Genomic DNA, 17,389 nt, shown 5'->3' with positions numbered 1-17,389 from the left:
AAGGACACCCCGGACATGGAACGACAGCCCGATCCGCTGCTAGAGGTCAGCGAGGAGATCGCCACCGCGCTCGCGGAACGACGTCCGGTGGTGGCGCTGGAGTCCTCGCTCATCACCACCGATCCCTCGTCCGAGACCGCCTCGCTGATCGAGAAGGCAGTACGGGGCGCCGGGGCGGTACCCGCCACCATCGCGATCGCCGGCGGGAAACTCGTCGTCGGTCTGACGGACTCCCTCATCGAACGCTTCGCCACCACCAAGGGCATTCCCAAGATCAGCGCGCGGGACATCGGCGGCGCGCTGGCGGGCGGCGGCCTCGGGGCGACGACGGTGGCCGGCACCATCGTGATCGCCGAGCGGGCCGGCATCGAGGTCTTCACCACGGCGGGCATCGGCGGTGTGCACCGCCGGGGCCAGGACACCCTCGACATCTCCCCCGACCTGCTCCAGTTCCGCCGGACCAGGATGACCGTGGTCTGCGGCGGCGCGAAGAGCATCCTGGACCATCGGCTGACCGCCGAGTACCTGGAGACGGCCGGCATCCCCGTGTTCGGGTACCGCACGGACAAGCTCCCGGCCTTCGTGGTGCGCGAGGCCGATGTGCCCGTGACCCGCATGGACGATCTGCACGTCGCCGCGCGCGCCGCCGAGGCGCACTGGCAGGTCAACGGAGCCGGCACGGTGCTGCTCACCAGTCCCATCGACGAGCAGGACGCCGTGGACGAGGCGATCGTCGAGGCGGCCATCACCGAGGCCCTCGCGCAGTGCGACGAGGACGGCATCGTGGGCAACGCGGTCAGCCCGTATCTGATGAAGGCGCTCGCCCGGGCCTCCGGCGGCATGCTGCCCAAGGCCGGTCGCTCGCTGCTGCTCAGCACCGCCCGGGTCGCGGGAGAGTTCTCCGCCGCCCTGAGCGCCGTGCAGGCCGAGCGGTGACCGGCGCCCCCACCGCGGCGGTCCGTGGCGTGATCCTCGACCTCGACGGCACGCTCGCCGACACCCCCGCGGCCATCGCCACCATCACCGCCGAGGTCCTGGCGACGATGGGCACGGCGGTGTCCCGGGAGGCGATCCTCGCCACGGTCGGGCGGCCGCTGCCGGCCTCTCTCGCCGGGCTGATGGGCCTTCATGCGGAGGACCCCCGGGTCGCCGAGGCGACCGAGGAGTACGGGCGGCGGTTCGGGGCCCACGTCCGTGCGGCCGGTCCCGAGCTGCTCTTTCCCGGCGTCCTCGAAGGGCTCGACCGGCTGTCCGCGGCCGGTTTCCGGCTGGCCATGGCGACCTCGAAGGTCGAGAAGGCCGCGCGCGCCATCGCGGAACTCACCGGGCTGGACGACCGGCTGACGGTCATCGCGGGCGACGACAGCGTGGAGCGCGGCAAGCCGCATCCCGACATGGCCCTGTATGTCGCCCGGGAGCTCGGGCTCCCTCCCGAACAGTGCCTGGTGATCGGTGACGGGGTGCCCGACGCCGAGATGGGGCGGGGCGGCGGAATGACGGTGATCGGCGTCTCGTACGGCGTGTCCGGGCCGGACGAACTGAAGCAGGCGGGGGCGGACGCCGTCGTGGACTCCTTCCCGGCGGCGGTCACCGCCGTACTGGAGGGACACCGGTGAACACGCCACGCACACCCCGCACCGCGCGCCCTCGCGCAGCGCTGGACACCCCGAGGAAAGGAGCGGCTCCGATGCCGCGCAGAACGTTCGTCTCCCGGCACGGCCTGCTGCTCGCCGTCGCCGCACTCGGCACCGTCATGACGACGGCGGGGACCTCCACCGCCAAACCGGGCAGCCGCGGCTACCGGCTGGTCTGGGACGACTTCGCCGACGGTTTCCGCACCGAGGGCGAGGACGCCCGGTGGTTCCACGTGGCCGGCGGCCCCTACCGGGCCGACGACGGCATCGTCACCACCCGCCGGGGCGAGCTGTCCGTGCGGGCCCGCGGCAGCCACCCCGTGACCGGCGAGCCGGCGTTCACGCAGACCATCCCCGCCGAGAACCCGGTCGGCATGCCGGGCTCAGGGGACCACGCCAAGTTCATCGCGTACACCAGTCACACCGCGACAAGCGGCCACCCCGGTTTCGACGCCCACGACGGCTACGAACTCCTCTTCGAGACACGGCTCTCCGGCCGGACGTACGGCACCGCGGGCCACCCCTTCGGGGACGCGGTGCAGGATCCGGACGACGATCTGCGGCTGGCCTCCGCGATGATGCTGACCACCGACCCGGAGACCTCCGTCTCCTTCGACTTCGTGGTCACCAACAAGCGGATCTACGCCTGGTACGGGCGCCCCACCTTCCTCCGCGGCCAGCTGGGCAACTACGCCTCGTTCGCGCACACCGTGCCGCTGGCCACCCGGCAGCCCGGCGACAGCCACGACTTCGGCATCGCCTACGACCGCGCCGCCGGGGTGGTGCGCTGGATCGTCGACGGCCGGGAGCAGTTCCGGGTGGACCGCATCGGCCACCGTCTCGACCGGTCCACCGCCACCCTGGACGAGGGCGGCGAGGAGACGCTGGTCAGGCCGAGGCAGCTCAACGCCGGGCTGGGGCTGCTGACCCTGCTGGACGCGTCCTGGCCCACGGACAAGGGCCTGGTACGGCTGTCCGGGCGCAAGCACACCACGTACTACCGGCCCTCGGTCGGCGCGCCGCAGGAGCAGACCTTCGCCGACGAGGACAGCACCGACGCCGGGCGGCTCTTCGGACAGGGCGCGGCCGTCCGGCTCGGTTCCTACCGCGTCACCAGCAGGCGCTCGCGGTGACCCCGGAAGAGGTCGTCGGAGTGTGGCGGCTGGCCTCGTACACGGAGGTGGACGAGGACGGGACCACGGCGGCGGGGCCACTGGGCGAGGCACCGGCCGGGCTGCTGATCTACACCGCGGACGGCCATGTCGCGGTGAGCATGATGAAGACCGGTGACACCCCGGCCCTGGAGACCTACATGGGCTACTCCGGGCACTGGCGGCTGGCCGGGGACCGGATGACGCACCGGGTCCTGGTCAGCGCCCACCCGCGGATGGCGGGGACCGAACAGCTACGCCGCGTCGCGCTCGACGGCGACACGCTGACGCTGCGCGGCACGGCCGTGACACCGGTGGGCGGCCGCGCGCCGGAACGCCTGCTCACCTGGCGCCGCGCGAAGCCCGACGACACGGCCTCAGGCAGCACGGCGTCCGATCACACAGCCTCCGACGACACGGCGGCACAGCAGGAGAAGGAGACGGACTGATGCCCAGTTACGTGGACGCGCCCGACGGCTGGTGGCGGGAGTTCATCATGGCCGATCCGCCCAGGACCGCGAAGGCCTCGGTGGTCCGCAAGGACGGCAGCCCCCATGTCGTCCCGGTCGGAGTGATCATGGACGGCGACGACATCATCTACACCTGCCAGAAGGACAGCGTGAAGGGCCGCTCCCTGCAACGGGACGGCAGGATCGCGATGTTGTGGGACGACGAGCGTCCGCCGTTCTCGTTCGTGCTGGTGCGCGGGCGGGCGACGCTCAGCGAGGACATCGACGAGCTGCGCACCTGGACCGCCCGGATCGGTGGCCGGTACCACGGCAAGCGGCGCGAGGAGGAGTTCTCCGAGCGGTTCACCATTCCCAACGGCGTGGTGGTCCGGGTGAAGGTGGAACAGATCGTCGCCAAGGTGAATCTGTCGGAGACCGTGAACGTGAAGGAGTCGTAGCTCCCTCGGGGGCCGACGCGGTGACGCGCCAGTGCGGCGGAGGGGGCCGGTTGCCCCCTCCGCCGCACTGGCGTGTGATCCCGCGTGATTCCGCGTGTTCCCTTCGGGTCCGGCTTATCGGGCGGCCCCGTACTGGTCGTCGGCCGGCACCCGCCGTACGGTCGTCCGCCGGTCCTCGACCTGCTGCCAGCCGTCGCTGTAGATGGCGTCCCGCATCGCCGGGAAGCGCAGGAAGTCGTGCGGGAAGCCCGGCTCCACCCGGCTGACCCGGTCCAGGCCCGCCAGCCACTCGTCCTCCAGCAGCGCCTCGGTGGCCCCCAGGTTGTCGGCGAGCTGCTCGGGCTTCGTGGCGCCGAGGATCGGCACCACGTTCCCGGGCCGGGACAGCAGCCAGGCCAGCGCCACCTGGGCGGGGCTGCGGCCGGCGGCCTCGGCGACGCGGACGGTCTCCTCGACGACGTCGTCGCCGGGACCGGTACCGCCCTGCCCCCAGGCCACGTGGTCCAGCCGCCCCTCCTCGGACCGCAGGTACTTGCCGGTGAGCCGCCCGTCGGCCAGCGGGCCCCAGGCGAACACCGGCAGGTCGAAGGCGTGCGCCATCGGGAGGAGTTCACGCTCGACGGTGCGCTCCAGCAGGTTGTACCTGATCTGGAGTCCCGCGAAGGGCGACCAGTCGCGCAGCTCGGCCAGGGTGTTGGCCTGGGCCACCTCCCACGCGGGCCAGTCGGACACACCGACGTAGAGCACCTTGCCCGCGCGCACCTGGTCGTCCAGCGCGCGCATCACCTCGGGCACCGGGGTGAGGGTGTCGCGGGCGTGCACCCACAGCATGTCCACATGGTCCGTGCCGAGCCGACGCAGGCTCGCCTCCAGCGAACGCACCAGGTTCTTGCGGTGGTTGCCCGCGGAGTTGAGGTCGCCGGGCAGCATCTGCATCGTGTACTTGGTACTGAGGACGAACTCGTCGCGGCGCCCCGCGAGCAGCTTGCCGAGCGTCGTCTCCGCCGAGCCGTCGCCGTACTCGTTGGCGGTGTCGAGGTAGTTGCCGCCGGCCTCGGCGTACTGGTCGAAGAGCTGCGCGCGCGTCGCCTCGGGGAGTTTCCAGTCGTCGCCGAAGGTCATGGTGCCCAGCGCCAGCCGGGAGATCCGGACGCCGGTCCTGCCGAGGAGCGTGTAGCGCACGGCGATCAGTCCTTCCGGCTCAGCAGGACCAGGGGGATCTTCCGTTCGGTCTGGGCCTGGTAGTCGGCGAAGGCCTGTACCTCGGCGGAGGCCTCGGCGAAGAGGCGGTCGCGCTCCTCGCTCCCGGGCGGCACCTCCGTCGCGAGGGCCGAGTAGGTCTCCTGGCCGGTCTCGACGGTCACCCGGGGATTCACCTTGATGTTGTGGTACCAGGCGGGGTGGGTGTCCGCACCGCCGTTGCTGCCGAAGATCAGCAGGCTGCCGTCGGGCTGGGCGAAGTAGAGCGTGGGCACCGTGCGCGCCACACCGGATTTCGCTCCCTTGGTGGTGAGCAGGATGAGCGAGCCGCCCTCGAAGGGGCCGCCGACCTTGCCGCCGTTCTCCCGGAACTGCTGCATGACCGGGAGGTTGTAGCTGCCCGGGTCATCCTCGGCGGGCGTGGTGGGCGCGGGGTCGAACTGGTCCAGAACCACGGGGGCTTCCTCTCGGCGAGACAAACGGAAACTTCTCCATATCGGTGCGCGTCGAGACTAAGCGGAGAGACTTCCGTCTCGCAAGCAACGTCCTCGCACGCCGCTGGAGCAGCGGCGAACTATGCTCACGGCCATGTCCGCAGCCCCCGCCGAACGCGCCGACGCGGCGCGCAACCGACAGAAGATCCTGGCCGCGGCCGCCCGTCTGGTGGCCGCCGGGGCGGCGGAGCGACTCTCCCTCGACGAGGTGGCCCGGGCGGCCGACGTGGGCGTGGGCACGGTCTATCGCCGCTTCGGCGACCGCGCCGGACTGGTCTTCGCGCTGCTGGACGAACAGCATCAGCTGTTCCGGACCCGGGTGCTGGAGGGCCCGCCCCCCTTGGGGCCGGGAGCCGACGCCGGGGACCGGCTGCGCGCCTTCCTGCACGCGCTCGTCGACCTCTCGGTCGGGCAGCGCGAACTGCTGCTGCTCGCCGAGTCCAGCTCGCCGCCCGCGCGCTTCGTCAGCGACTCCTACGCCTTTCAGCACGCGCATGCCACCCGCCTGATCGCCGAACTGTGCCCGGACGCCGACGCGGCCTTTCTGGCCGACGCGCTGCTGGCCCCCTTCGCGCCCAGCCTGATCGACCACCAGTGCCGGGCCAGGGGCTTCTCCCCGGAGCGGATCAAGACCGGCTTCGACCAGTTGCTGCGCGGCACGCTGCAGCCGGAAGCGGCGGTGCCCCCTGTCGAGCAGGCCTCCAGGCGCCTTCCAGCGGACGACGGGAGCGTGGCGGACGACGGGTGCGCGAACGCACGCCGCTGACGGCATGGCCGCCTGGAGCGCGACGTCCATGCCCACGGCTGCTTCCCCGCACGAGGCGGTCCATGGGAGGCGCAAGGATGCTGGACACCGAGGAACTGGCCCAACAAGCCGCCGAATCCGCGCGACGGGCCGAGGTAGCCCGCGGGCTCGAACCGGACGTGGTCAAACTGCTGGTCGAGGTCGGCTTCGCCCGGCACTTCGTACCCCGGGAATGCGGCGGCGCCGAGGGCACCTTCGCGGAGCTCACCGAGGCGGTGGCACGGGTCGGCGCGGCCTGTCCCGCGACCGCCTGGTGCGCCTCGCTGGCCGCCAACCTGGGCCGGATGGCGGCCTATCTGCCCGCCGACGGCTACCGGGAGGTGTGGGCGCAGGGACCCGACGCGCTGGTCGCCGGGTCCCTCTCCCCCTTCGGGAAGGCCACCCCCGCCGCCGGCGGCTGGACGCTGTCCGGGCGCTGGCCCTACATCAGCGCTGTGGCGTACGCGGACTGGCTGCTGCTGTGCGGCACGCTGCCGGACGGAGCTGGGCCCCGGGTCTTCGCGGTGCCCCGGGACGCGGTGGAGGTCGTGGAGAGCTGGGAGAGCGTCGGCATGCGGGCCACCGGCAGCCACACGGTGGTCGCGTCCGACGTGTTCGTTCCCGAGCGGCGCGGCTTCGCCCGCGCCGACCTGCTGACGGGCCGCCCCACGGCGTCCGCGGCACCCTGTCACACCGTGCCGCTGGAAGCGGCCAACGGCCTCTCCTTCGCCGGGCCGCTGCTGGGCGCCGCCGAGGGCGCACTCGCCCAGTGGTCCACCTACGCGGAGGCCAAGGCACGCGCCGCGCTCGCGCGGCCCCAGGCGCCCGGCCCCAGCCGTGAGGCGCTCGCGGGCGTGCTGGCCCACTCGGCCGGGGAGACGGACGCCGCGCGGCTGCTGCTCGAACGGTGCGCGCGCGTCGCCGACCTGGGTGCCGAGGTGACGCCCGAGCAGACCCGGCGCAATCTGCGCGACACCGCCCTGTCGGTGCGGATGCTGGCCTCCGCGGTCAACCGGCTCGCGGCGAACGGCGGGACCACGGGTTACGGGGAAGGCGCCCCGTTGCAGCGCTACTGGCGGGATGTCAACACCTCGGCCACCCACGTCGCGCTCCAGTTCGAATCGGCGGCACTGGCCTACGCCGAGGGCCGGCTGTGGACCACGGAGACCGGCAGTTCGGCGGTGGCGGCGCGGTAGCGACCACGCACCGCGGAAGAGCCGGCCGGGCCCTGGAGGGCTCGGCCGGCTCTTCCGTCGGAGGGCTCTTGGACGAAGCGGCGCTCAGGCGTGCGAGAGGGGAAGTACACCGCCGTTGTACGCGACCATCTCGCCGAAGACCGACACCACGTCGAGGGCGCTGCCGAGCGCTTCGCCGGCCAGTTCCGCGTAGGCGCGGTGCAGGTTGGCCACGAGCCGCTCCGGATCGCGCAGGTCGCCGAAGGGGCCGGGCCCCGTCTCGCGGGCGAGCTGGAGCGGCGTCAGCCCCGCCGCCCTGCCCTCGGTGGCCCGCTCCGTCAGCCAGCGGAAGTACTCCTCGGTCTGCGTCAGCGACTCGGGGCCGCTGACGGGTCCGTGGCCGCCGACGACGGTCCGTGGCTCCAGCTTCCGTATGAGCTCCAGGGTGGCGAGGGACCCGGCGACGGAGCCCATCAGCACGAAGGGCGTACAGCCGGGAAGCACGACGTCGCCGGCGAACAGCACGCGTTCCTCGGGCAGCCACACCAGCGTGTCGTTGGTGGTGTGCGCGGGGCCCGGATGGATCAGCTCGATCCGGCGCTCGCCCTGATGGAGGGTCAACGACTGACGGTACGTCAGGTCGGGGAGCCGCAACTGGATGCCACCCCACTCGACGTCGGGCCACAGTCCGGTCAGTCCGAGTCCGGCGGCCTCCATCTCGGTACGGGTGTCCTCGTGGGCGACGACGACGGTCCCCGGGCCCGCCAGTGCGGCGTTGCCGAAGGTGTGGTCGCCGTGGAAGTGGGTGTTGACGATCAGCCGGGGAGACTCGGGCGTGAGCCCGCCGAGGGCGGCCCGCATGGCACTCGCCCGAGCCTGGGTGGCGGCCGTGTCCACCAGCACGGGCCCACCTCCCCGCCCCGGTTCCAGCAGGATGCCCGCGTTGCTGACGCACCAGCCGCCGTCGGGCTGTATGTACGCGAACACGCCGTCGGCCAGCTCTTCCAGCCTTGCCGGGGCAAAGGGCCGGGTTGCCCCGGTCACGGTGTGACCGCTCACTCGGCGGCCCCCTGCTCGAGATGGCTGCGGGCCGCCCGAAGGGTGCCCCGGCTGTTGGCGCCGATGATGTCCCGGGCCTTGCGGAGCGCCTCGGCCAGGGTGGTGCCCGGTCCGAACACGCTCTCCACCGCGGTGGGGTCGAGGGCCACCGTGTGCCAGGCGGTGACCCGGGTGCCCTCCGGCCGGCTACTGAAGAGCCACTCGCCGGAGTGCGCCAGCAGTCCGCGCGGCGGGGTGGTCTGCTTGTAGACGATCCGCTCGTCCGTGAAGCACAGCCGTACCGACTGGGTCAGGTGCGTACTGCCGTCCGCGGCGGAGGTCTCCATGTCCATGGTCTGCACCTCCGCGCCCGCGGTGGCGGCGTCGGCCGGGGTGGTCTCCACGTCGAGCCCGGCGACATGCGGCAGCCGCTTCGGCCACAGGTCGGCGCGGTACAGGAAGTCGTAGACCTCCGCGACCGGTGCGGCCACGAGCTCGTGGTCGCTGAAGCTGAGGATCAGCTCGTCCGGCCCCTCGGGGCGCTCCGCCCAGGTGCGGAGGGCGCCGATCTCCGCGGTGCTGTTGGAGTCCAGCGCGGCGGCGATGCGGTCGGCCGCGTGCGGATCGCCGGCGGTGGTCCAGCGGTGCCCGAGTTCCAGTCGGCCGGGGTTGTCGGGCGAGGGGTCCTCGAACCGCCAGTGACCGGTCATCTCCGTGAGCGGCGCGGCCGGGTTCTCCTGTGCGAAGTCGATGCGGTTGCTCGCCGGGTCGAGCACCCGCCGCGAGGTCCAGCTGCGTACCTCGTTGCCGACCACCGCCCACAGCCGGATGCGTTGGACATTCCCGGTGCGGTCCAGCTGCTGGGACCAGATGCAGGGCGCGAAGAGCAGCGGCCAGCGGCCGACGTCCTCGATGAGCCCGTAGGCGCGGCGGGCCGACGCGGCCAGCTCGGTCACGTGCTCGGCGGACCGGGTGGGGCCCTCCGCGGTCCTTACGTGCGTCTGCGTGTCCACGCGGTGGTTCTCCTCCATGTCGGTGATGGCCGAGGCGTCTCGGTGATGGCCTGGGCGAATCAGTAGTTCCCGAGGCCGCCGCAGACGTTGATCGCCTGTGCGGTGACGGCCGCCGCAGCGTCCGAGACCAGATACGCCACCATCGCGGCGACCTCGTCGGGGTCGGTGTAGCGGCCGAGGGGGATCTTGGCGTTGAACCGCTCGAGGACCTCGGCCTCGGTGGTGTTCCAGATGTGGGCGTAGTGCTCGCGCACGTTGCCCGCCATGGGCGTCTCCACATAGCCGGGGCAGACCGCGTTGACGGTGATGCCGCTCTTGGCCAGCTCGAGGCCCAGGGCCTTGGTGAACCCGACCACGCCGTGCTTGGAGGCCGAGTAGGGCGCCCCGAACACGACGCCCTGCTTGCCGCCCGTGGAGGCGATGCTGACGATCCTGGCCTTCTTGAGCTCACGCATCCGGCCCGTGGTCAGCACCTGCTTGGTGACCAGGAAGACGCTGTTGAGGTTGGTGTTGATGACGTCGAACCAGAGTTCGTCGGAGACCTCGGCGGTGACGCCGCCGCCGCTGCGCCCGGCGTTGTTCACCAGAACCTCCACCGGACCGAAGCGGTCGACGGCGGACTGGACGAACTGCCGCACGCTGTCGGCCGAGGTCACGTCGCACACGGTTCCGTCGGCCGTCACCCCGCTTTCCCGGAGCTCCTTGACGGTCTGGGCGAGGGCCTCCCCGTCCCGGGCGCAGAGATAGACGGGATGCCCGAGCGCGCCCAGGGAGGCCGCGACGGATCGTCCGATGCCCCGGGTCGCTCCGGTGACGACGGCGGTGCCCCGGGGGGCCTGTATCTGCTCCATGGTGTCGGCCCGCTCTCTCAGGCGGCCTGGGCCGCGGCGTGGTTGACCCGGTCGAGGAACTCCCGGGGCGTCTCGATCTCGGTGACGTCCTCGTCGGTGAGCGTGGCCCCGAACCGCTGCTTCATCAGGGCCGCCGTCTCCAGCAGCGCCAGCGAGTCGTAGCCGAGGTCGGTGAAGGGGACGTCCAGCTTCTGGGCGGTGAGCGCGACGTCCTCGTCGGCGCCGGCGCACTCGGTGAGCACACGGACCAGGTCGTTGAGGGTGATGGTCATGAGGTGAACTCCTCGCTTGTGAAAATGAGTTGGGGTCAGGTCGGGAGTGGGCGGGAGTGGGTCGGGAGTGGGGCGGGGATCGGACGTCAGGCGGCCCGGGCCGAGCGGACCACCACTGCGGCGTTGAAACCGCCGTGCCCCCGCGCCAGCACCAGGGCGGTGCGCAGCGGTGCGTCGCGGGGTGCGCCGCGCACCAGGTCGAGACGGTGCTCGGGCACCGGCCGGTCGATTCCCGCGGTGGGCGGGATGACGCCGTCGCGCAGGGCGAGCAGGGCCGCGGCCACGTCGAGCGGGGCCCCACCGCCGTAGAGCCGGCCGGTGAGGGTCTTCGGGGCGGTGACCGGCACGCCGTAGGGGCCGAACAGGGAGCGCAGTGCCGCGGCCTCTTCGTCGTCGGCGACGGGCAGCCCCGCGGCGTCGGCGAAGACCACGTCCACGGCCTCGACGGGCAGCCCGCTGTCGGCGAGGGCGAGCCGTGCGGCGCGTTCGAGACCGGGAGGGCGTCCCGAACCCGGCCGGGGGGAGAAGGTGGCGGCGTACCCGGCGATCTCGCCGTACACCCGGGCGCCGCGCGCGCGGGCCGCCGTCTCCTCTTCGAGGACGAGCATCGCGCCGCCTTCGCCGGGCACCTGGCCCGCGGCGCGGGTGTCGAAGGGCAGGTAGGCGGTGGCGGGGTCGTCGGAGCGGGAGAGCCGGCCGCTCGCGAGGTGGGAGACCAGGCCCCAGGGGTCGAGGGAGGAGTCCATGCCGCCGGTCAGGGACAGCTTGACGCCCTGGCGCAGGGTACGGCGGGACTGGCCGATGGCATCGAGGCCGCCCGCCTGTTCGGAGACGAGGACGCCACTGGGTCCGCGCAGTTTGTGGCGGATGGACAGCTGGCCGGTGTTGACCGCGTAGAACCAGGCGAACGACTCGTAGACGCTGACCTGTTGCGGGCCCTGGGTCCACAGTTTGCGGATCTCCCGGTGGGTGAACTCGAATCCACCGGTGGCGTTGGAGGTGACCACCCCGCAGCCGTACTCGCCGTATCCGTCCTGTCCGGCCAGTTCGGCGGGGTCCGCGTCGGCGTCGGACAGCGCCTCGGCCCCCGCGACGAGGGCCAGCCGGGTCACCCGGTCGGTCTGCGGCAGCAGCCGGCCCGGGATGTGTTCGGCCGCGTCGAAGCCCGCGATCCGCCCGACCAGCCGGGACGGGTAGCGCGAGGCGTCGTAGTCGACGACCGGTCCGATACCGCTCGCGCCGCTCAGCGTGGCCTGCCACCACTGTTCGGTGCCCAGGCCGTTGGGGGCGGCGACGCCGATGCCGGTGATGACGGCGGTCGGCCGTTCGGTGCGCTCGGGGGTCTCCTGGGCCGCGGAGGTGGCGAGTGTCATCGCGCGGTCTCCTCTCGGGTGAGGACCATGGCGGACTGGAAGCCGCCGAAACCGCTGCCCACGCTGAGGACGGCGTCCACGCCGTGCTCCCGGGCCTCGTTCGGCACGTAGTCCAGGTCGCATTCGGGGTCGGCTTCGTGGAGGTTGGCGGTGGGCGGGACGACGCCGTTCTCCATGGCGAGCGCGCAGGCGGCGATCTCTATGGAGCCGATGGCGCCCAGCGAGTGCCCGACCATGGACTTGATGGAGCTGATCGGCACCTCGTAGGCGTGCTGCCCGAGGGTCTCCTTGAAGGCGGCCGTCTCGTGCCGGTCGTTCTGCTTGGTGCCCGAGCCGTGCGCGTTGACGTAGTCGACGAGAGAGGGGTCGAGCCGCGCCTGGTCGAGTGAGTGCCGGATGGCCTCGGCCATCTCGTGGCCGTCCGGCCGCAGGCCCGTCATGTGGTAGGCGTTGCAGCGGGTGGCGTAGCCGCCGATCACCCCGTAGACATGGGCGCCTCGGGCCCGTGCGTGCTCCAGCTCCTCCAGGACGAACATGGCGGCGCCCTCGGCGAGTACGAAGCCGTTGCGGGTGCGGTCGAAGGGCCGGGAGGCGTGCTCGGGGTCGTCGTTGCGGGGGGTGGTGGCCTTGATCGCGTCGAAGCAGGCGACGGCGATCGGGGAGATCGGGGTGTCGGCCGCCCCGGCGATCATGACGTCGACGGTGCCCTCGGCGATGAGGTCCCGCGCGTAGCCCACGGAGTCCAGCCCGGAGGTGCAGCCGGTGGAGACCACCGTGGCGGGGCCTTCGGCGCCCACGGTCCAGGCCACCTCGGCCGCCAGGGAACTGGGCACGAAGGCGTCGAAGAGGTGCGGCGACACGTAGTCGCTGTCCACCTCCCACAGCCGGCCGCTGTCGCTGAGGACGAGGTACTCGCGTTCGAGTCCCGTGGTGCCGCCGACCGCGCTGCCGACGCTCACCCCGGTGCGGTGCGGATCGAGTTGGACGAATTCGAGGCCGCTGTCCGCCATGCACTCCCGGGCGCTGGCCACGGCGAACTGTGCGGCCCGGTCCAGCCGCCTGATCTCCCGCGGGCTGAGTCCGCTCCGCCGGGGATCGAAGTCGACTTCGGCGGCGACCTGGGAGCGGAAACGGGAGGGGTCGAAGAAGGAGATGGTGCGGGTGGCGGTACGGCCCGAGACCAGGAGGTCCCAGAAGGCCTTCTTGCCCACCCCGCCCGGCGCGACGACGCCTATCCCGGTGATTGCGACACTTCGGTTCACTGTCCTGCCCCTCGTTCGGCTGCCTCCGACTGTCGGCGCAGCTCCTCGACCACCGCTCGAATTCGGCTGGCGGCCCCATGGCGCCGGTCCAGCGGCGGTCCACTCCAGGTCGAGACGGGACGGACAGGCTCGGCCCGCCCGCCGGAGGTGCCGGCGGCCGAGGCGAGGAGGGTTCCGTGGAGCACCGTCGAAGTGTGCTGCTGCTGCCCGGACAGGGCGCGCAGCGGGAACGCATGGCCGCCGGACTGTACGGGGTGGAGGAGGAATTCACCGCGCCCATGGAGGAGTTCTTCGGCCGGCTCGGCGCGGCGGGGGCCCGGCTGCGGTCGGCGTGGCTGCGCCCGGCGCCCAATCCGGAGCTGGACGAGTCCGCGGTGGCGCAGCCGCTGCTGCTCGCCGTGGGACACGCACTGGGACGTGCGGTGGGGGCGGCGGCGGGACCTCCCGGGCTGCTGCTCGGCCACAGTGTGGGCGAGTTGGCGGCGGCCTGCCTGGTGGGCGTCTTCGATCCGGCGGACGTCGGCGCGCTGGCCGCCGCCCGCTCCCGGGCGCTGGAGGACAGCGGGCACGGCGGGATGCTCGCGGTGGCGGCGCCGGAGGGGGAACTGCCCGGGGATCTGGGCCCTGATGTGGCCGTCGCCGCGCTCAACGGACCGCGTCAGACGGTGCTGGCGGGACCCGCAAAGGCGCTGGCCGCCTTGGAGCGACGGCTGCGGGACGGCGGGTTCCTGGTGCGCGCGCTGCGTTCGGGGCACGCCTTCCACAGCCCTGTCATGGCAGGGGCCGCGCTGCGTTTCGGTGCGGCGCTGGCGGAATTCGGGCCGCGTGCTCCGCGGCCGGGCAGCACCGTGGTGTCCACCCGTACGGGGGTCGCGGTGACCTCGGAGCAGGCGCGGGATCCGCACTTCTGGGGCGGGCAACTGGCCGCCCCGGTGCGGTATTGGCCGGCTCTGCGCGCACTGCTGGACGCCTGGGGAAGGCGGCCGGGGCTGGTGCTGCTCGACGGCTCCGCGGACCGGAGCCTGAGCGCCCCGGCGCGGCACCACCCCGCGGTGCGGGATGGCGCCAGCGAGGTCGTCCCCCTGCTGGCCGCCGGCCGGGACGCCGGTGGCCCGGCCGACGCGACGGTCTTCGCCGAGGCGGTGCACCGGTTGGGGGACCAGCGCGATCACACGGCGGTGAGCTGACCTTGGACGTACTGGATGAGGGCGGCGGGGGTGGTGAGTTCGTCGAGCTGTTCGTCGGGCACGGTGACCGCGTAGTCGTCCTGAATGCGGGTCACGATCTCGTAGACGGTGAGCGAGTCGAAACCCAGGTCGGTGAACTCGGTGTGCAGCGTGGAATCCTTGATCTCCTCAGCTGTGGTTCCGTCGAAGCAGGCGTTCACGATGCCCTGGAACTCGGTGATGGTGAAGGTGGCCATGCGGCACACACTGTGCGGTCGCACTCGACGGGGGCTGGAGACCGGCTCGACGGCAGCCGGACGCCGTCGGCTCCGGCACCGCTCGATCCTGCCTCCAGTCGGCGACCGCAGCATCGGGCCATGACCACTGACGAGTTGGTGAACGGTCCCAAGCTTCCCTCCGCCGAGCTGTACGTGGAGGTGACACAGTTCTACGCCCGGCAGATGCACCGGATGGACACAGACGACTTCGGCGGTTTCGCCGCCACGTTCGTCGCGGACGCGGTGTTCGCTCTCGCGGGCGGCACCGAGCTGGTCGGCCCGGAGGCGATCGAGGCAGGCGCGCGGGCGGCGGCGGGCCGGTTCGACGGCGCGCAGCCCCGGCACTGGTTCGACATGATGACGGTCGAGGAAGCCGACGACGGCACGGTGTCGACCAGCTACTACGCGACGGTGACGGTCACTTCCGTGCAGGGTTCCGTGCTGGTGGAGCCGACCTGCTTCGTCCGGGACACCCTGGTCCGGGTGGGCGGGGTGCTGCGCAACCGCTCCCGGGTCATCGAGCGGGACGACCTCGTGCTGCGCGCCCGGGCGCAGGGCTGAGCACGTGTGGTCGGTGGTGATCCCGGTCAAGCCGTTCAGCAGGGCCAAGTCCCGGCTCGCGGCGGGGCTGGGCCCGTGGCGCCACGAACTGGCCCACGCCTTCTTCCTGGACACACTGTGGGCGGTACGCAACACCGAAGGGGTCCGTACGGTCGTGGTGGTGACGGCCGATCCGCTGGCCGCCGCGCAGACCCGCACCCTGGGAGCGGTGGTCTGCCCGGACGCACCCGGTGTCGGCCTGAACGCCGCCGTGCGCCTCGGGGCCGCCAAGTGCCGTGCGGTGGGCCCGGAAGGCCCGGTGGCGGTGCTCACCGCCGACCTGCCGGGCCTGCGTCCGCAGGAGCTGGACCAGGTCCTGCGGGAGGCACGCCACCATCGGCGGGCCTTCGTCGCCGACCACACCGGTGAGGGAACCACCGTCCTGACGGCGCTCACCACCGCCGGTCTCGCGCCCGCCTTCGGTTCCGGCTCCGGACACCGGCACGCCCTGAGCGGGGCGTTCCCCGTCGAGATGCCGAGCGACTGCGGTATCCGGCTCGATGTGGACACCCCGGAGGACCTGGCACGCGTGGCGCTGCGAGGGGTGGGGCCGTACACGGCGGCGCTGTTCCGTCTGCGGAAGGCGCGGTACCCGGTGGCCGATCCCGTTCAGGGTGCTTCCTCGACCGCTTCCTCGTAGCTCTGGATGGCGCGTACGAAGGTCGCGCGATCCTGCGGGCTGAGATCGTCGAAGACCTTGTGCCAGGCCCTGGCCCCGCTGGCCAGCCAGGCGTCGACGGCCGCGCGGGTGCCGGGGTCCTCGGAGAGCGAGACGATGCTGCGCCTGCGGTCGCCGGGATCGGAGTGCCGCTCCACGACGCCCTGGCGCTGGAGGTCGCTGACCATCAGGCTGACCGTGGTCGGCGCGACCTCTAGCCGGGCGGCGAGGTCCTTGACGGACGTGGGTCCGTCGAAGAGCAGACAGGACAGCAACGACAGGTGCCTGGGCGCCAGCCGCAGGGAGCGGAGCTGTTCGGGCACGGGGGCCCGTTTGGCGCGGGACACCAGCCGGGGCAGGCTGACCAGCATCGCCCGTACCGCCTCTTCGGTGGTGAGGCGGTTCCCCGCGTCCGGCTCCTCTGACATCGCTTCGACCTCCAGGTCAGCCACGGTACCGGACCCTGGTGCGGCGCCGTCCTACGAGGTGGGGCCGGGCGCGGTCACCCCCAGGGCGGGCAGCAGGTACGTCTCCTCGTAGACGAAGTGCTCCTCGAGGCCGGCCACCGTTCGCTCCAACTCCGCGCGCAGCCACGTCAGGTCCTGGCCGTCGTCGTTCTCCACGAGCTTGCTGAGCCGGTCGAGGCCCGCGGCCACCTGCCGGTGCTCCTCGCGCAGCCGCTCGATGACGGGGGCGATCTCGGGATAGCGCTGCTCGAAGACGGGGAAGGCGCCGTCCTCCATGGTGTGGTGGTGGTGCAGTCCCACGCAGTATTCCAGGCAGCGGGCCCGTAACTGCTGGACGAGGGAGGCGCCCTCGCCGGTGCCGCTCACGGCCGCCGTGAGCCCGTCCTCCTCGTCGAGCGCGGCCCGCAGCGCCGCGAGCTGCGCGCGCAGTTCCCGGTGTCCGATGAGCAGCTGCCGGCCGGCGGCACGGCTGTCGATGTCCTGAGGAACGGGCATGGAGACCTCCGAGAAAAGTTTGTTTTCAAAGCAAACTCATCTGTGAGGCTACAGACGTCCGCGGACTCCCGTCAATCACGTGCTGTCCCCGCCGCGGGGCTGCACGCGGGCGGTCAGTCGTGCGGGAACGAGTGGTGCTCGTGGGCGACCAGCCAGCGGCCCCGCTCCTTGCGCAGGCCGAAGGTCAGTCTCAGGCGCAGGGTGGGCTGTGCCGCGAGTTCCTCCGGTGAGGCGCAGCGCAGCAGCGCGTGGGCGTAGGCGACGTCGGTGCCGGCCGTGATGTCGAGGGTCTCGATGTCGAAGCAGGCTCCCTGGGCCTGCCACGCGAAGAACGGCGGCCAGGTCGCACGGTAGGCGGCCAGACCATGGATGCCCTCGTGGGGCGGCGGTACGTCGAACATCACGAGGTCCTCGGCATGGTCCGCGAGGACGCCCTCGAGGTCGCCCCGGTGGACGGCTTCGGCCCACTTGGTGATCAGCGTGCGGATCTGCGCCTGGTCGTCGGACATGGAGTCGGCTCCTTACTCCCCCTGGGTCCAGACTGCCCCGCACCTCCGGAGTCATCGACTCG

Annotated in this window: 22 protein-coding genes; 10 read left to right on the top strand and 12 right to left on the bottom strand. The window is 72.2% G+C overall.

Annotated features, from left to right (window positions below):
* The first annotated feature begins 15 nt into the window (after positions 1-15).
* The 5 genes from QFZ76_RS44750 (at position 16) to QFZ76_RS44730 (ending at position 3,692) form a co-directional block, all read left to right on the top strand.
* A complete protein-coding gene (locus QFZ76_RS44750) occupies positions 16-936 on the top strand; it encodes a pseudouridine-5'-phosphate glycosidase (RefSeq protein WP_266451355.1) in 921 nt (306 codons plus the stop codon).
* A complete protein-coding gene (locus QFZ76_RS44745; RefSeq protein ID WP_307679070.1) occupies positions 933-1,616 on the top strand; it encodes an HAD family hydrolase in 684 nt (227 codons plus the stop codon). The genes QFZ76_RS44750 and QFZ76_RS44745 overlap by 4 nt, the downstream gene beginning before the upstream one ends.
* A gap of 71 nt (positions 1,617-1,687) precedes the next feature.
* Positions 1,688-2,767: a DUF6081 family protein gene (locus tag QFZ76_RS44740; RefSeq protein ID WP_307679069.1), complete on the top strand. Its 1,080-nt coding sequence runs from the start codon at positions 1,688-1,690 to the stop codon at positions 2,765-2,767.
* Entirely contained in the window at positions 2,764-3,234 is a 471-nt protein-coding gene (locus QFZ76_RS44735) for a lipocalin-like domain-containing protein (protein ID WP_307679068.1), read from the top strand. Before QFZ76_RS44740 ends, QFZ76_RS44735 begins: the two co-directional genes overlap by 4 nt.
* Positions 3,234-3,692 (top strand): PPOX class F420-dependent oxidoreductase, encoded by a 459-nt coding sequence (locus tag QFZ76_RS44730; protein ID WP_307679067.1) that lies wholly within the window; start codon positions 3,234-3,236, stop codon positions 3,690-3,692. Before QFZ76_RS44735 ends, QFZ76_RS44730 begins: the two co-directional genes overlap by 1 nt.
* A gap of 114 nt (positions 3,693-3,806) precedes the next feature.
* Here the strand turns inward: QFZ76_RS44730 and QFZ76_RS44725 are convergent, their stop codons facing one another.
* Positions 3,807-4,874, bottom strand: a complete 1,068-nt coding sequence (locus QFZ76_RS44725; protein ID WP_307679066.1) for an aldo/keto reductase — start codon at positions 4,872-4,874, stop codon at positions 3,807-3,809.
* A 5-nt stretch (positions 4,875-4,879) separates the two neighbouring features.
* Positions 4,880-5,347, bottom strand: a complete 468-nt coding sequence (locus tag QFZ76_RS44720) for a nitroreductase family deazaflavin-dependent oxidoreductase (RefSeq protein ID WP_307679065.1) — start codon at positions 5,345-5,347, stop codon at positions 4,880-4,882.
* 133 nt (positions 5,348-5,480) lie between these two features.
* On the opposite strand from QFZ76_RS44720, the gene QFZ76_RS44715 reads away from it, so the two are divergent.
* Positions 5,481-6,152, top strand: a complete 672-nt coding sequence (locus tag QFZ76_RS44715) for a TetR/AcrR family transcriptional regulator (RefSeq protein ID WP_307679064.1) — start codon at positions 5,481-5,483, stop codon at positions 6,150-6,152.
* A 77-nt stretch (positions 6,153-6,229) separates the two neighbouring features.
* Positions 6,230-7,366, top strand: a complete 1,137-nt coding sequence (locus QFZ76_RS44710; RefSeq protein ID WP_307679063.1) for an acyl-CoA dehydrogenase family protein — start codon at positions 6,230-6,232, stop codon at positions 7,364-7,366.
* Positions 7,367-7,450: 84 nt separating this feature from the next.
* On the opposite strand, the gene QFZ76_RS44705 is transcribed toward QFZ76_RS44710, so the two are convergent.
* The 6 genes from QFZ76_RS44705 to QFZ76_RS44680 form a co-directional block, all read right to left on the bottom strand.
* Entirely contained in the window at positions 7,451-8,389 is a 939-nt protein-coding gene (locus QFZ76_RS44705; protein WP_307679062.1) for an MBL fold metallo-hydrolase, read from the bottom strand.
* Positions 8,390-8,400: 11 nt separating this feature from the next.
* Positions 8,401-9,396: an aromatase/cyclase gene (locus tag QFZ76_RS44700; protein WP_307679061.1), complete on the bottom strand. Its 996-nt coding sequence runs from the start codon at positions 9,394-9,396 to the stop codon at positions 8,401-8,403.
* A 59-nt stretch (positions 9,397-9,455) separates the two neighbouring features.
* Positions 9,456-10,247, bottom strand: a complete 792-nt coding sequence (locus QFZ76_RS44695; RefSeq protein WP_307679060.1) for an SDR family NAD(P)-dependent oxidoreductase — start codon at positions 10,245-10,247, stop codon at positions 9,456-9,458.
* A 17-nt stretch (positions 10,248-10,264) separates the two neighbouring features.
* On the bottom strand, positions 10,265-10,519 hold the full coding sequence (locus QFZ76_RS44690) for an acyl carrier protein (RefSeq protein ID WP_266451343.1): 255 nt from the start codon (positions 10,517-10,519) through the stop codon (positions 10,265-10,267).
* Positions 10,520-10,605: 86 nt separating this feature from the next.
* Entirely contained in the window at positions 10,606-11,892 is a 1,287-nt protein-coding gene (locus QFZ76_RS44685) for a ketosynthase chain-length factor (RefSeq protein ID WP_307679059.1), read from the bottom strand.
* A complete protein-coding gene (locus QFZ76_RS44680) occupies positions 11,889-13,154 on the bottom strand; it encodes a beta-ketoacyl synthase (protein ID WP_307679058.1) in 1,266 nt (421 codons plus the stop codon). Before QFZ76_RS44680 ends, QFZ76_RS44685 begins: the two co-directional genes overlap by 4 nt.
* A gap of 176 nt (positions 13,155-13,330) precedes the next feature.
* Between QFZ76_RS44680 and QFZ76_RS44675 the strand changes: the two genes are divergently transcribed.
* Positions 13,331-14,341, top strand: coding sequence for an acyltransferase domain-containing protein (locus QFZ76_RS44675; RefSeq protein ID WP_307679057.1), 1,011 nt, complete (start codon positions 13,331-13,333; stop codon positions 14,339-14,341).
* On the opposite strand, the gene QFZ76_RS44670 is transcribed toward QFZ76_RS44675, so the two are convergent.
* On the bottom strand, positions 14,323-14,577 hold the full coding sequence (locus tag QFZ76_RS44670) for an acyl carrier protein (protein WP_266451339.1): 255 nt from the start codon (positions 14,575-14,577) through the stop codon (positions 14,323-14,325). The two genes, QFZ76_RS44675 and QFZ76_RS44670, sit on opposite strands and share 19 nt — an antisense overlap.
* A 120-nt stretch (positions 14,578-14,697) precedes the next feature.
* Between QFZ76_RS44670 and QFZ76_RS44665 the strand changes: the two genes are divergently transcribed.
* Positions 14,698-15,159: a nuclear transport factor 2 family protein gene (locus QFZ76_RS44665; protein WP_307679056.1), complete on the top strand. Its 462-nt coding sequence runs from the start codon at positions 14,698-14,700 to the stop codon at positions 15,157-15,159.
* Between the two features lie 4 nt (positions 15,160-15,163).
* Positions 15,164-15,838, top strand: coding sequence for a 2-phospho-L-lactate guanylyltransferase (cofC, locus tag QFZ76_RS44660; RefSeq protein ID WP_307679055.1), 675 nt, complete (start codon positions 15,164-15,166; stop codon positions 15,836-15,838).
* Here cofC and QFZ76_RS44655 read toward each other — a convergent pair.
* The 3 genes from QFZ76_RS44655 to QFZ76_RS44645 form a co-directional block, all read right to left on the bottom strand.
* Positions 15,808-16,284, bottom strand: a complete 477-nt coding sequence (locus QFZ76_RS44655; protein WP_307679054.1) for a MarR family winged helix-turn-helix transcriptional regulator — start codon at positions 16,282-16,284, stop codon at positions 15,808-15,810. The two genes, cofC and QFZ76_RS44655, sit on opposite strands and share 31 nt — an antisense overlap.
* A 51-nt stretch (positions 16,285-16,335) precedes the next feature.
* The gene (locus QFZ76_RS44650) at positions 16,336-16,818 is read right to left on the bottom strand and encodes a hemerythrin domain-containing protein (RefSeq protein ID WP_307679053.1); all 483 of its coding nucleotides are present in this window, start codon (positions 16,816-16,818) and stop codon (positions 16,336-16,338) included.
* Between the two features lie 113 nt (positions 16,819-16,931).
* Positions 16,932-17,327 carry an SgcJ/EcaC family oxidoreductase gene (locus QFZ76_RS44645; protein WP_307679052.1) on the bottom strand — a complete coding sequence of 132 codons (396 nt, stop codon included), beginning with the start codon at positions 17,325-17,327 and terminating at the stop codon, positions 16,932-16,934.
* Positions 17,328-17,389: the final 62 nt, after the last annotated feature.

The organism is Streptomyces sp. V4I2, assembly GCF_030817655.1.
GTDB classification, from domain to species: domain Bacteria; phylum Actinomycetota; class Actinomycetes; order Streptomycetales; family Streptomycetaceae; genus Streptomyces; species Streptomyces plumbiresistens.
The sequence above is the reverse complement of the archived record's forward strand: the minus strand, read 5'-3'. Positions and strand labels throughout refer to the sequence as shown.

What these genes read in the sequence shown, in the direction of transcription:
- QFZ76_RS44750 (WP_266451355.1), top strand. Translation starts at nt 16, where the DNA reads ATGGAACGACAGCCCGATCCGCTGCTAGAGGTCAGCGAGGAGATCGCC.
- QFZ76_RS44740 (WP_307679069.1), top strand. Translation starts at nt 1,688, where the DNA reads ATGCCGCGCAGAACGTTCGTCTCCCGGCACGGCCTGCTGCTCGCCGTC.
- QFZ76_RS44730 (WP_307679067.1), top strand. Translation starts at nt 3,234, where the DNA reads ATGCCCAGTTACGTGGACGCGCCCGACGGCTGGTGGCGGGAGTTCATC.
- QFZ76_RS44715 (WP_307679064.1), top strand. Translation starts at nt 5,481, where the DNA reads ATGTCCGCAGCCCCCGCCGAACGCGCCGACGCGGCGCGCAACCGACAG.
- QFZ76_RS44710 (WP_307679063.1), top strand. Translation starts at nt 6,230, where the DNA reads ATGCTGGACACCGAGGAACTGGCCCAACAAGCCGCCGAATCCGCGCGA.
- QFZ76_RS44695 (WP_307679060.1), bottom strand. Translation starts at nt 10,247, where the DNA reads ATGGAGCAGATACAGGCCCCCCGGGGCACCGCCGTCGTCACCGGAGCG.
- QFZ76_RS44690 (WP_266451343.1), bottom strand. Translation starts at nt 10,519, where the DNA reads ATGACCATCACCCTCAACGACCTGGTCCGTGTGCTCACCGAGTGCGCC.
- QFZ76_RS44685 (WP_307679059.1), bottom strand. Translation starts at nt 11,892, where the DNA reads ATGACACTCGCCACCTCCGCGGCCCAGGAGACCCCCGAGCGCACCGAA.
- QFZ76_RS44670 (WP_266451339.1), bottom strand. Translation starts at nt 14,577, where the DNA reads ATGGCCACCTTCACCATCACCGAGTTCCAGGGCATCGTGAACGCCTGC.
- QFZ76_RS44665 (WP_307679056.1), top strand. Translation starts at nt 14,698, where the DNA reads ATGACCACTGACGAGTTGGTGAACGGTCCCAAGCTTCCCTCCGCCGAG.
- QFZ76_RS44655 (WP_307679054.1), bottom strand. Translation starts at nt 16,284, where the DNA reads ATGTCAGAGGAGCCGGACGCGGGGAACCGCCTCACCACCGAAGAGGCG.
- QFZ76_RS44650 (WP_307679053.1), bottom strand. Translation starts at nt 16,818, where the DNA reads ATGCCCGTTCCTCAGGACATCGACAGCCGTGCCGCCGGCCGGCAGCTG.
- QFZ76_RS44645 (WP_307679052.1), bottom strand. Translation starts at nt 17,327, where the DNA reads ATGTCCGACGACCAGGCGCAGATCCGCACGCTGATCACCAAGTGGGCC.